10 protein-coding genes and 1 tRNA gene are annotated in these 13,161 nt (G+C 66.0%); 5 read left to right on the forward strand and 6 right to left on the reverse strand.

The window, feature by feature from the left end:
- Positions 1-51: 51 nt before the first annotated feature.
- From trpE to fabI, 6 genes are all read right to left on the reverse strand, one after another.
- Positions 52-1,557 (reverse strand): anthranilate synthase component I, encoded by a 1,506-nt coding sequence (trpE, locus tag MXB90_RS11710; protein ID WP_250044954.1) that lies wholly within the window; start codon positions 1,555-1,557, stop codon positions 52-54.
- 12 nt (positions 1,558-1,569) lie between these two features.
- Positions 1,570-3,420 carry a SurA N-terminal domain-containing protein gene (locus MXB90_RS11715; protein WP_250044956.1) on the reverse strand — a complete coding sequence of 617 codons (1,851 nt, stop codon included), beginning with the start codon at positions 3,418-3,420 and terminating at the stop codon, positions 1,570-1,572.
- 65 nt (positions 3,421-3,485) lie between these two features.
- On the reverse strand, positions 3,486-4,667 hold the full coding sequence (locus tag MXB90_RS11720) for an aminotransferase (protein ID WP_250044958.1): 1,182 nt from the start codon (positions 4,665-4,667) through the stop codon (positions 3,486-3,488).
- 193 nt (positions 4,668-4,860) lie between these two features.
- Positions 4,861-5,364 (reverse strand): xanthine phosphoribosyltransferase, encoded by a 504-nt coding sequence (gpt, locus tag MXB90_RS11725; protein WP_250044960.1) that lies wholly within the window; start codon positions 5,362-5,364, stop codon positions 4,861-4,863.
- Positions 5,365-5,457: 93 nt separating this feature from the next.
- The gene (locus MXB90_RS11730) at positions 5,458-6,063 is read right to left on the reverse strand and encodes a LysE family translocator (protein WP_250044962.1); all 606 of its coding nucleotides are present in this window, start codon (positions 6,061-6,063) and stop codon (positions 5,458-5,460) included.
- Between the two features lie 3 nt (positions 6,064-6,066).
- Positions 6,067-6,897, reverse strand: coding sequence for an enoyl-ACP reductase FabI (gene fabI, locus MXB90_RS11735; RefSeq protein ID WP_250044964.1), 831 nt, complete (start codon positions 6,895-6,897; stop codon positions 6,067-6,069).
- 169 nt (positions 6,898-7,066) lie between these two features.
- Between fabI and pdxH the strand changes: the two genes are divergently transcribed.
- The 5 genes from pdxH to MXB90_RS11760 all read left to right on the forward strand — a co-directional run bounded on the left by pdxH (position 7,067) and on the right by MXB90_RS11760 (position 13,110).
- The gene (gene pdxH / locus MXB90_RS11740; RefSeq protein WP_250044966.1) at positions 7,067-7,690 is read left to right on the forward strand and encodes a pyridoxamine 5'-phosphate oxidase; all 624 of its coding nucleotides are present in this window, start codon (positions 7,067-7,069) and stop codon (positions 7,688-7,690) included.
- A 115-nt stretch (positions 7,691-7,805) separates the two neighbouring features.
- Positions 7,806-8,339: a cold-shock protein gene (locus MXB90_RS11745; RefSeq protein WP_250044968.1), complete on the forward strand. Its 534-nt coding sequence runs from the start codon at positions 7,806-7,808 to the stop codon at positions 8,337-8,339.
- Positions 8,309-8,821, forward strand: coding sequence for a DUF192 domain-containing protein (locus MXB90_RS11750; protein WP_250044970.1), 513 nt, complete (start codon positions 8,309-8,311; stop codon positions 8,819-8,821). Before MXB90_RS11745 ends, MXB90_RS11750 begins: the two co-directional genes overlap by 31 nt.
- A gap of 41 nt (positions 8,822-8,862) precedes the next feature.
- Positions 8,863-8,939 (forward strand) — tRNA-Pro (locus MXB90_RS11755).
- A 481-nt stretch (positions 8,940-9,420) separates the two neighbouring features.
- Positions 9,421-13,110 (forward strand): vitamin B12-dependent ribonucleotide reductase, encoded by a 3,690-nt coding sequence (locus MXB90_RS11760; RefSeq protein WP_250044972.1) that lies wholly within the window; start codon positions 9,421-9,423, stop codon positions 13,108-13,110.
- Positions 13,111-13,161 lie beyond the last annotated feature (51 nt).

Genomic DNA, 13,161 nt, shown 5'->3' on the forward strand with positions numbered 1-13,161 from the left:
GGGGCGACAGGGCCGGGCGGGCCAGCCGCCGCCCCGTCGCGGACCCGTCGATCAGTTCCCGCGCCGGACGAACATGCCCGCATCCTCGGCCGCCTTGCGCAGGGCCTTGGATTTGTTCACGCTTTCCTGGAATTCCGCCTCGGGATCGCTGTCAAAGACCACGCCGCCGCCGGCCTGGATGAACAGCTTGCTGTCCTTGACCAGCGCGGTGCGCAGCGCGATGCACATGTCCATTTCGCCATTGGCGGCGAAATAGCCGACGCCGCCGCCATAGATGCCGCGCTTTTCGGGTTCCAGCTCGTCGATGATTTCCATCGCGCGGACCTTGGGTGCGCCCGATACGGTGCCCGCGGGCAGGCCCGCCAGCAGCGCCGACAGGGCATCTTCGCCCTCGGCCAGTTCGCCCACCACGTTCGACACGATATGCATGACGTGGGAATAGCGCTCGATGATGAATTTCTCGGTCGGGCGCACGGTGCCGATCTTGGCCACCCGGCCCACATCGTTGCGGCCCAGATCCAGCAGCATCAGATGTTCGGCCAGTTCCTTCTTGTCGGCCAGCAGATCGGCCTCCAGCGCGCGGTCTTCCTCGGGCGTCTGGCCGCGCGGGCGGGTGCCGGCGATGGGGCGGATCGTCACCTCGCCTTCACGCAGGCGCACCAGGATTTCCGGGCTGGCGCCGACGATCTGGAAGCCCCCGAAATTCAGGAAGAACATGAAGGGCGACGGGTTGGTGCGCCGCAGGCTGCGGTAAAGCGCGAAGGGCGGCAGCGGGAAATCCGCTGTCCAGCGCTGCGCGGGCACGACCTGAAAGATGTCGCCCGCGCGGATGTAATCCTTGGCCTTTTCCACCGCCGCGCGATAGCCATCGGGGGTGAAATTCGACACCAGCGGGCCGACCTGCGCCACCTCGCCCAGATCGCGGGGCTGGCTGGGCTGGCGGTCCAGATCGCGCAGCGCATCCATCACCCGTTCGGCGGCCTGCGCATAGGCGGCGCGCGCGGTCATGCCCGATGCGGCCCAGGCCGGGGCGCACAGCGTCACATCGCCCTTGACCCCGTCCAGCACCGCCACGACCGAGGGCCGCAACAGCACCGCATCGGGCACGCCGATCGGGTCGGGGTTGACATGGGGCAGCCGTTCCACCAGCCGGATCATATCATAGCCCAGATAGCCAAACAGCCCCGCCGCCGCCGCCGGAAGCCCGTCGGGCATCTCGATCCGGCTTTCGGCGATCAGGGCGCGCAGGCTGTCCAGCGGATGGCCGGGCAGATCTTCGAACCGGTCTTCGAAACGGGCCTGCCGGTTGATGCGCGCCTGCGTGCCCCGGCATTGCCAGATCACATCGGGCTTCATGCCGATGATCGAATAGCGGCCGCGCACCTCGCCCCCGGTCACGCTTTCCAGCATGAAGGAATTGGGCGCGGCATCGGCCAGTTTCAGCATCAGCGAAACCGGCGTGTCCAGATCGGCGGCCAGCCGGGCGTAGACCAGCTGATTGCGGCCCTGGGCCCAGGCGGCCTCGAATTCCTCGAAGGAAGGGGAAAGCGCGACCACCGGGGCCTCCTGTTACTGCATCTGGGCATGCACGGCGTTGATCGCCGTGCTGTCAAGTGTCAAGCCTGCCTCGGCCTGGGCGGCGCGGGCGAAAAGGTCGACCAGATCGCCGGCCAGCGATTGGGCGATCGACCGGTCCATCACCGCGCGCACGGCCTGCACGTCATTGTCAGCCGGATCGCCGGGCTGGATCGCATCCAGCTGCACCAGGATCACCCGGCCCTCGGCCTCGGCAATATCGGCGCCACCTTCGGCCAGCGTGAAGGCGGTCTGCGCCAGCGCTGCGGGCATGCCCTCGACAAAGCCGCCGCGGGGCAGGGTGCCCAGCGTTGTGACCAGAAGCCCGCTGGACCCCAGCGTCGCACCTGCGCTGACGGCGGCCAGCACCTCTTGGGCGCGGGCGCGCTTGCGGGTCAGCAGATCCTCGGCCCGCCAGGCCGCCTCGACCTGATCGCGGATTTCGTCAAAGGGGATCAGCGCGGGCGGGTCGATCCCATCCAGACGCAGCGCAAAGACGCCGCCATCTTCCAGATCGGCCAGTTCGGGGAAATCGCTCTGGGTGACCTGACCCGCCGCATCGCGGAAGGCGCTGTAGCCTGCGATCCCGTCTTCGGTCGTGTCGTTGAAGGCGATGGTGCCCAATTCCATCCGCGTCTCGGCGGCGACATCTTCCAGCGTGGCGCCGCCGGCCAGCAGATCCTCCAGATCCGCGGACTGGTCCAGGATCATGCGCCGCGCGCGATCCAGCGCCGCTTCGGCGGCCAGTTCGTCACGCACCTCGTCAAAGGTGATTTCCTGCGGCGCAAGGATCGCGTTCATCGAAAACAGCGCAGGCCCCAGGTCGGTGTCCACCGGGCCCACGACGCCGGGCGCATCCAGCGCAAAGACGGCTTGACCCGCCGCGCCCAGATCGGCGGCGGCGACCTCGCCCAGATCGGCATCGGCCAGCGTCAGCCCCCGTTCGGCGGCCAGATCGGCAAAGCTTGCGGTGCCCGCATCCAGCCGCGCGCGGGCATCGGCGGCCTCTTCGGCGCTGGGATAGACCAGCCGTTCCACCAGGCGCCGCTCGGGCTGAACGAATTCCGCGATCCGGTCCTGATAGATCCGGCGCAGCGCATCCTCATCCACCGGCACTTCGGCCAGCATCATGTCGGGGGTCAGCCAGACATAGCTGATCCGGCGCGTCTCGGGGCGGGTGAAACGACCGGGGTTTTCGCCGTGAAAGGCGCGCAAGGCCGCCTCATCGGGGGCGGCTGCGGTGTCGGCCAGATCGGCCTCGGTCACCTCGGCATAGGAAATCGCGCGGGTTTCGGTGATGTAGGCGGTGTAAAGATCGGCCTGAACGCCCGGCGCGGCCAGCCCCCCGGCCACCGCCCCCTGCACCAGCGTCAGCGCCATTTCGGCGCGCAGCTTGTCTTCGTATTCCCCCTCATTCAGGCCCAGCTGGCGCAGCGCCAGGCGATAGGCCTCGCGGTCGAAATTGCCATCCAGCCCCTGAAAGGCGCGTGCGCCGGTGATTTCGCGCTGCAACTGTGCATCGCCCACCGAAATGCCGAAAATTCGGGCCTGTTCCTCCAGCGCGGCGCGGCCCAGCAACTGGCCCTGCACCCTCTTGTCCAGCTGCGCGGCCAGCGCCTCGGGCGTGGTCAGCCGCCGACCCAGCTGCGCCGAGGCGGCGTCGATTTCACCGCGCAGCGCGCGGGCATAATCGTTGATGTCGATCTCGGTTTCGCCCACCGCGCCGATCGCGCGGACCGATCCGGAAAAGCTGGTCATCCCGAAGCCGCCCAGCCCCAGGATCAGAAGCGCCATGAGGATCCATACCACGGTGTTCTTGCCATGGCTGCGCAGCGTGCTCGACATCCTCGCCCTCCCGGATTTTCTGCCGTTTCAGGGTGTTTAGGGCTTTGGTCGGGCCCCCGCAAGGCTCAGAACGCCAGGCCGCGCAGACGCTCCATCAATTGCGCGATGCCTGCGGTGTCGACATTGGCAAAGGCGATGCGCAGCTGGCGCGCCGCGGCGGGGTCGGCCGCGGGCATGAACATGGTGCCGGGCAACAGCAACACGCCCGCCTCGCGCACCAGACGGCGGGCCAGATCGGGGGCGGGCAGGGCGAAGGGGTGTTCGACATAGGCGAAATAGGCGCCGCAGCCCAGCGTCTTCCAACCCGGCAGCCCCGCCAGCCCCGCCGCCATCGCCGCGCGCCGGGCCAAGATTTCCGCGCGCTCGCCCGCAAGCCAATCCGACAGGTTGCGCATCCCCCACAGCGCGCCGATCTGGCCCAGCTGGTTGGGGCAGATCGCCACCGTGTCCTGGAATTTCTCGACCTGCGCCAGCCGGGCGGGGCTGGCGACGATGGCCCCCACGCGATGGCCCGTCAGCCGATAGGCCTTGGAAAAGGAATACAGCTGGATCAGGCTATCGTCCCAGTCCGGATCGGCGAACAGATCATGCGCAGGCCCGGGGCCGGACAGGAAATCGCGATAGGTCTCATCCAGCACCAGCGCGATGGAATGGCGCCGCGCCAGATCCAGAAAGGCGCGGATCAGCGCGGGGGGATAATCGACGCCGCCGGGGTTGTTCGGACTGACCAGAACGATGGCGCGGGTGGCAGGCCCGATCAGCGCCGCCGCCGCGTCCGGGTCGGGCAAAAGGTCAGGCCCGGTGTGCAACGGCACGGCGGCCACACCCTGCATGTCCAGCCACATCTTGTGGTTGAAATACCACGGCACCGGCAGGATCACCGCATCGCCCGGCCCGGCCAGTGTGGCCATGACCGCACAAAAAGCCTGATTGCATCCTTGCGTGATCGCCACCTGATCGGCCCGGACCTGACCGCCATAGCCCGCCGACCACTGCGCGGCGACTTCGGCGCGCAGCTCGGGCAGGCCAAGGACGGGGCCGTAAAGATGCGCGGCTGGGTTTTCCAGCGCGGCATCGGCAATGGCGCGGCGCAGCGCCTCGGGCGGGGGCGCGACGGGCGCGGCCTGGCTGACGTTGATCAGCGGGCGCTCGGGCGGGAATGTCACCCCCTCCAGCCAGCGCCGCGCCTCCATCACCGGGGGGGCGGATGTGCGGGCCAGAGCGGGGTTCAGCGGCGAAAGCGGCATCTGGGTCCTTTGGCTGGGGGCGCATCAGGGGCTTGGCGCGTGGCGCCCCTGGCTGGTTGGGGAACGCTCCGCGGGAGGTATTTCAGGCAAGGTGAAAGCGCTTTCATCTTGCCCCAAATACCTCCGCCGGAGGCATCGGCCGCGTGGTCGCATCGACCGGCCGGGCAGGGGCGGCGTGCAGGGCGGGCGGCGATCAGTCGGTGCCGCGATAGGGTTGAACGTATTGCAGGGCCATGTCCCAGGGGAAGAAGATCCAGGTGTCCTGGCTGACCTCGGTCACATAGGTGTCGACCAGCGGCTTGCCCTTGGGCTTGGCGTAGACGGTGGCGAAATGGGCCTTGGGGAACAGCTGGCGGACCAGTTCCAGCGTCTTGCCGGTATCGACCAGATCGTCGACGATCAGGATGCCCTCGCCATCGCCCATCAGATCGGCCTGCGGCGATTTCGTCACCTGCGCCGCGCGTTGGTCCTGGTGGCTGTAGGATTTGACCGAGATCGTGTCGACCACGCGGATGTCCAGCTCGCGGCTGACGATCATCGCGGGCACCAGGCCGCCGCGGGTGATGCCCACGACTGCGCGCCAGTTGCCGGCATCGGGGCCCTTGCCATCCAGCCGCCAGGCCAGCGCGCGCGCGTCGCGGTGCAGCTGGTCCCAGCTGACGTGGAAACCTTTTTCATGGGGAAGCCGGTCGGTCATGCATCAACTCCTTGCTGGGGCGCGGGGCCCGTCTGTCGCGCCAGATTACCGCGCACCGGGCGTGATCCGCCAGCCCCCGCATCAGCCCCCGTCTCAGCGCTGGAAGATCAGCACAAGCCCCAGGCCGAACAGTGCGACCGCGGCGGCCCGGTCGATCCAGAAGCGCGCCGCGAAATAGCGGCTGCGCATCGCGGTGGTGGACATCACCAGCACGACGACGACATACCAGAACAGTTCCGTCGACAGGCAGGCGGCATAGATGCCGATCTGGCGCGCGACGCTGAGCGGGTCGGGAAAGACCGACAGGATCAGCGCGGAATAGAACAGCGCGGGTTTCGGGTTGGACAGGTTCAGCACGATCCCGCCCCAGAAGCTGCGGCCAAAGCGGCCGTCGGCGGCTGCAGGCAGAGGCAGGGTTGCCGCGCGCCACAGGCCCCAGGACATCCAGATCAGATACAGCCCACCCAGCACCTTCATGCCGGAAAACAGTGCCGGGTGCAGGCGGAACACCACCGCCAGCCCCAAAAGCGCAAACAGGCACCACAGCGAGGCGCCCGTGGCCAGCCCGATGCCATAGGGCAGGGCGCGGTCGCGCCCATGGGCAAAGGCGGTCTGGGTGGCGGCAATGATCGCGGGCCCCGGCGACAGGATCGCCAGGGACAGCGTTGCAACCATCACCAGATAGGGCGACAGGTCCAAGCGTTACGCCTTGCCGTTGTCGCGGCCCGTGACCACGTCGATATCGGGTGCATCCACCGCCTTCATCCCGACGACGTGATAGCCCGCATCCACATGCAGGTTTTCGCCCGTGGTGCCCGATCCCAGATCCGACAGCAGATAAAGCGCGGCCTTGCCGACCTCTTCCTGCGTCACGTTGCGGCGCAGCGGGCTGTTCAGTTCGTTCCACTTCATGATGTAGCGGAAATCGCCGATGCCGCTGGCGGCCAGGGTCTTGATCGGACCGGCGCTGATCGCATTGACGCGGATGCCGTCCTTGCCCAGATCCTCGGCCAGGTATTTCACCGATGCCTCCAGCGCGGCCTTGGCCACGCCCATCACGTTGTAATGCGGCATCACCTTTTCGGCGCCGTAATAGGTCAGCGTCAGCAGGCTGCCGCCCGGGCCCATCATGGCCGCGGCGCGCTGGCAGATCGCGGTGAAGGAATAGGCCGAAATGTCCAGCGCCATCGTGAACCCCGCGCGCGAGGTGTCGACATAGCGGCCGCGCAATTCGTTCTTGTCGGCAAAGCCGATGGCATGGACCACGAAATCGATCTGGCCCCATTCGGCCTTCAGCCCCTCGAACAGCGCGTCGATGCTGGCGTCGTCGGCCACATCGCATTCGAACAGCAGCGGCGTGCCCAGCGATGCCGCCAGCGGCTCGACCCGTTTTTTCAGCGCGTCGCCAACGTAGGAAAAGGCCAGTTCCGCGCCCGCATCGGCGCAGGCCTTGGCAACGCCCCAGGCGATCGACTTGTCATTGGCAAGTCCCATGATCAGCCCGCGCTTGCCCGCCAACAGATTGCTAGACATTCAGATCCCTCGCGCTTCCCTTTGGTAAGTGCGACAGCATTAGGCGAAAGCGCAAGCCGCATCAAGTCGCGGAAGAGATGCGCGCCGTGGCTTGCGGCGCCGCGTCCGCGCGGGCATGATCTTGCCCGGCGCCCGGACCCCGGGCGCAGTCAACGGGCAGGGAAATGACATGAGCGACAGAGGCGGCATTTTCGCAGGCGACGATCCGTTTGCCATCGCGGCCAGCTGGCTGGCCGAGGCCGAGCGCGAAGAGATCAACGATCCCAATGCCATCGCGCTGGCGACGGTGGATGGGGACGGGCTGCCCAATGTGCGCATGGTGCTGCTGAAGGATATCGAGCCGCTGGATGCGCCCTCGGGCGGGGCCTTCGTCTTTTATACCAATTACGGGTCAGCCAAGGGGCGCGAGATCGAGGCCGCTGGCAAGGCCGCCTTCGTGCTGCACTGGAAAAGCCTGCGTCGCCAGATCCGCGTGCGCGGTCTGACCAGCCGCGAGGCGGGGCCGCAGGCGGATGACTATTTCGCCTCGCGCAGCCTGAAAAGCCGGCTGGGGGCCTGGGCCTCGCGGCAAAGCGAGCCGTTGTCCTCGCGCATGGCGCTGATGGCCGAGGTCGCCCGCGTCACCGCCCAGCAGGGCACCGCGCCCACGCGTCCGCCCCATTGGGGCGGCATCCGCATCACGCCCCTGGAAATCGAGTTCTGGGCCGATGGCGCTTTTCGCCTGCACGACCGCTTCCGCTGGCGCCGTCCGGCGCCCGGTGCGGAGTGGGAAATTTTCCGCCTGAATCCGTAGGTTCCGCAGGGTTTGTGGGCTGCGGTATGGAATTCCATACTTTTGGACTTGAAACTATCCTTCTCATTGTGAGAGTTGAAAGGCCCGGACCAGAGGGGGGCAGGAAAGAGTGGGTATGACGGACGATCAGACGGATTTGCGACGGGTTGAAGGGCGTGTGAAGTGGTTCGACCCTGCGAAGGGTTTCGGCTTTATTCTGGACGCCGAGGGCGGGCCAGACATCCTGCTGCACGCCAATGTGTTGCGCAATTTCGGGCAGGGATCGGTTGCCGACAATGCTGGCATCACGGTCACGGTGCAAAAGACCCCGCGCGGCGCGCAGGCGGTCGAGGTGCTGGATATCCAGCCGCCCGAATCCGACCGCATGTCGCAGATCGAGGATCTGGGCGAGACCGACCCCGAGATGATCGCGGCCCTGCCGCTGGAATCGGCGCGGGTGAAATGGTTCGACAAGGCCAAGGGATTCGGCTTTGCCAATGTCTTTGGCCGCCCCGAGGATGTGTTCATCCATATCGAGGTGCTGCGCCGGTCGGGTTTTGCCGACTTGGGCCCGGGCGAGGCGGTCTGCCTGCGCGTGATCGACGGCAAGCGCGGGCGCATGGCGGCGCAGGTGCTGTCATGGGAAGCCGCGCTGCGCGCGGGCCGCTGATCGGCATGGGCCTGCGGCGGTTCGGCATCGTCCTGGGCCTGCTGGCGGGGCTTGCGGGCCCGGCTTCGGCTGCGGCCTGTCGCGACGATCTGGTGCTGATCCGCCATGACCGGGGCGAGGCGCGCTTTGCCGTTGAAATCGCCGATGATCCGGCCGAACGCGCGCAAGGATTGATGGGGCGTGAACGGATGCCTGCGGGGGCGGGGATGCTGTTCATCTATGACCGCCCCGAGCCTGTCGCCTTCTGGATGAAGAACACGCCCCTGCCGCTGGATCTTTTGTTCATCGATGAAACGGGGCGGGTCGTGCATCTGCATGAAAACGCCGTGCCGTTCGATGAAACCCCGCTGCCGTCGGGGGCGCCGGTGCTGATGGTGCTGGAAATCAATGGCGGGCTGGCGCGCCGGATCGGCATCGCGCCGGGGGCGGTCATCGCCCATCCGCGCCTTGATCGCGCAATTGCGGCCTTTCCCTGCGACTGACCCCTTTTCCTTTGCGTCCCGGCCCGCTAGGAAGGGGGCGTCGGGGCGTAGCGCAGCCTGGTAGCGCGACGGTTTTGGGTACCGTAGGTCGGAAGTTCGAATCTTCTCGCCCCGACCAATCCCTCTTTTTCGCTTGAATCCGGATGCCCGGGCGCGCCTGCGCCGGGTTTGGCGTCTGTGCGTCCCGGATATCCACAAGATATTGTGGGCTGTGGATGAAATTCATCCAGATTGTCATCTTCGCGTCGCAAGGCCCAAGCAGACAAGGCAAAAGGCCCCGCCGGGGCGGGGGGCGGTGCGATGCCCTGCTGTGGATGAATCAAAAGGTTAACGCGACCCCCCGCAGCCCGCCCCGCGTCAACAGAAAAATCGCCCTCGCAATGGTGAAAACTTTGTTGACCGATGGCGCGTCCTACGCCACTTTGTGTCCGTCAGCTGCGGCGCCACCAGATTTAGTGGTCGCAGGCGGGACAAGACCGATCACCCCAGATGGCCGCACCGCTGCAACGGTGGCCTTCCTTCGCGGTTTTCCGCGGGGCCGGGTCTGTTTTGTCCACGTCACCGCGGCGCAAGGAACAGAACCGTAAGGGACAGGGCACATGAAGATCGAACGCAAGTTCACCAAGGCCGCATCCGGCGCCTACGGCGAGATGGCCTTTACCACCACCGCCTCCGAGATCCGCAATCCCGACGGCAAGATCGTGTTCCGCAATGAGAACGTCGAAGTGCCCGAAGGCTGGAGCCAGGTCGCCTCGGACGTTCTGGCGCAGAAATATTTCCGCAAGGCGGGGGTTCCGGCGGCGCTGAAGCGTGTCAAGGAAAAGGGTGTGCCCGAATTCCTGTGGCGGTCCGTCCCGGATGAGGCCGCGCTGGCCAAGCTGCCCGAGGATGAACGCTTCGTGGGCGAAACCTCGGCCAAGCAGGTGTTCGACCGTCTGGCCGGCGCCTGGGCCTATTGGGGCTGGAAGGGCGGCTATTTCACCACCGAGGCCGATGCCCGCGCCTATTACGACGAAATGCGCTTCATGCTGGCCAACCAGATGGCCGCGCCGAATTCGCCGCAGTGGTTCAACACCGGCCTGCACTGGGCCTATGGCATCGACGGGCCGAGCCAAGGCCACTATTACGTCGACTTCCAGACCGGCAAGCTGACGAAATCCGCCAGCGCCTATGAACACCCCCAGCCGCATGCCTGCTTCATCCAGTCGGTCAAGGACGATCTGGTGGGCGACGGCGGCATCATGGACCTGTGGGTCCGTGAAGCGCGTCTGTTCAAATACGGGTCCGGCACGGGCACCAACTTCTCCAGCCTGCGCGGGGAAGGGGAAAAGCTGTCGGGTGGCGGCAAGTCCAGCGGTCTGATGGGGTTCCTGAAAATCGGTGACCGCGCCGCGGGCGCGATCAAGTCGGGCGGCACCACGCGTCGCGCGGCCAAGATGGTGATCTGCGACATGGATCACCCCGATGTCGAATCCTTCATCAACTGGAAGGTCATCGAGGAACAGAAGGTCGCCAGCCTGGTGGCCGGGTCCAAGATGCATGAGCGTGAGCTGAACAAGATCTTCGACGCGATCCGGGCCTGGGACGGCGCTGTGGCCGATGCCACCGACCCCGCCAAGAACGAGGCGTTGAAGGCCGCGATCAAATCGGCCAAGCGCGTGATGATCCCGGAAACCTATGTCAACCGTGTGCTGCAATACGCCCGCCAGGGCTATTCCAGCATCGAATTCCCCACCTATGACACCGATTGGGACAGCGAGGCCTATGTCTCGGTTTCGGGGCAGAATTCGAACAATTCGGTGCGCGTCACCAATGCCTTCCTGCAGGCGGTCAAGGACGATGCCGACTGGGCGCTGATCCGGCGCACCGATGGCAAGGTTGCCAAGACCGTGAAGGCGCGCGAGCTGTGGGATCAGGTGGGCCATGCCGCCTGGGCCTGCGCCGACCCGGGCATCCAGTTCCACGACACGGTGAACGAATGGCACACCTGCCCCGAGGACGGGCAGATCCGCGGCTCGAACCCGTGCTCGGAATACATGTTCCTGGATGACACGGCCTGCAACCTGGCCTCGATGAACCTGCTGACCTTCTACAAGAACGGCAATTTCGACGCCGAAGCCTATGTCCACGCCACCCGGCTGTGGACCGTGACGCTGGAAATCTCGGTCACGATGGCGCAGTTCCCCAGCCCCGAAATCGCGCAGCGGTCCTATGATTTCCGCACGCTGGGTCTGGGCTATGCCAATATCGGCGGCCTGCTGATGACCATGGGCCTTGGCTATGACAGCGATGAGGGCCGGGCACTGTGCGGCGCGCTGACCGCGGTGATGACCGGGATCAGCTATGCCACCTCGGCGGAAATGGCCGCCGAACTGGGCGCCTTCCCGGGCTATGGCCGCAATGCGGCGCATATGCTGCGCGTGATCCGCAACCACCGCAACGCCGCCTATGGCCGCGCCGATGGCTATGAGGGGCTTTCGGTTCTGCCGGTGCCGCTGGATCAGGTGAACTGCCCCGATCCGACGCTGGTCGCGCTGGCCAAAACCGCCTGGGATGAGGCGCTGGTGCTGGGCGAAAAGCACGGCTACCGCAACGCGCAGGTGTCGGTGATCGCGCCCACGGGCACGATCGGCCTGGTGATGGATTGCGACACCACCGGGATCGAGCCCGATTTCGCCCTGGTCAAGTTCAAGAAGCTGGCCGGTGGCGGCTATTTCAAGATCATCAACCGCTCGGTTCCCGCGGCGCTTGAATCGCTGGGCTATGGCTCGGCGCAGATCGAGGAAATCATCGCCTATGCGGTGGGTCACGCGTCCTTGGGCAACTGCCCCGGCATCAACCACACCGCGCTGATCGGCCACGGCTTTGGCCCGCGTGAGCTGGAAAAGATCGAAACCGCGCTGCCTTCGGCCTTCGACATTCGCTTTGTCTTCAACCAGTGGACGCTGGGCGAGGATTTCTGCACCAAGTCGCTAGGCATCCCGGCCGAAAAGCTGAACGATCCCACCTTCGACATGCTGCGCCACCTGGGCTTCACCAAGGCCCAGATCGACGCCGCCAATGACCACGTTTGCGGCACGATGACGCTGGAAGGCGCGCCGTTCCTGAAGCCCGAACATTACAGCGTGTTCGATTGCGCCAATGCCTGCGGCAAGAAGGGCAAGCGCTACCTGTCGGTGGAAAGCCACATCCACATGATGGCGGCGGCGCAAAGCTTCATCTCGGGGGCGATTTCCAAGACGATCAACATGCCGAATTCGGCCACGATCGAGGAAACCCTGGCGGCCTATGAACTGTCCTGGAGCCTGGGGATCAAGGCCAACGCGCTGTATCGTGACGGGTCCAAGCTGTCGCAGCCGCTGGCCTCGGCCCTGGTCGAGGATGACGAGGAGGCCGAAGAAATCCTGGCCACCGGCAGCCAGCAGGAAAAGGCCGCCGTCCTGGCCGAAAAGATCGTCGAAAAGATCGTGGTCAAGGAAATCGTCCGCAGCCACCGCGAAAAACTGCCCGAACGTCGCAAGGGCTATACCCAGAAGGCGGTCGTGGGCGGCCACAAGGTCTATCTGCGGACCGGCGAATACCGCGACGGCACGCTGGGCGAGATCTTCATCGACATGCACAAGGAAGGCGCTGGCTTCCGGGCGATGATGAACAACTTTGCCATCGCCGTGTCGGTGGGCCTGCAATATGGCGTGCCGCTGGAGGAATTCGTCGACGCCTTCACCTTCACCAAGTTCGAACCCGCGGGCATGGTGCAGGGCAATGACAGCATCAAGAACGCGACCTCGATCCTGGACTACGTGTTCCGCGAACTGGCGGTGTCCTATCTGGACCGCACCGATCTGGCCCATGTGAAGCCGCAGGGCGCCAGCTTCGACGATCTGGGCGGCGGCGCCGATGAGGGCAAGCGCAACGTCGAGCCGGTCAGCGAAAGCGCCGCCTCGAAGTCGCTGGAAGTGCTGCGCCAGATTTCCTCGACCGGCTATCTGCGCAAGCGGCTGCCGCAGGAACTGGTGGTGCTGCAGGGCGGGGTCGGGGCGACCGCGCTGGCGGGCGCGGCTGATCCGGCGGTGGCGCTGGCGACCCTGGTGCCCGAAACCGCCATGGCCGCGGGGGCGGGGTCCACGACGGCGCTGTCCTCGGGCGTGGTGGCGATGGACGCGCGCACCAAGGCCAAGATGCAGGGCTATGAGGGCGAGGCCTGCGGCGAATGCGGCAACTATACGCTGGTGCGCAACGGCACCTGCATGAAGTGCAACACCTGCGGCGCGACCAGCGGCTGCAGCTGACCGAAAAGGGCCCCGGGCAGTGATGTCCGGGGCCTTGGCTTGAAAGGGCGG

It is taken from the genome of Phaeovulum molybdatiresistens (genome assembly GCF_023544865.1).
Classification (GTDB): domain Bacteria; phylum Pseudomonadota; class Alphaproteobacteria; order Rhodobacterales; family Rhodobacteraceae; genus Pontitalea.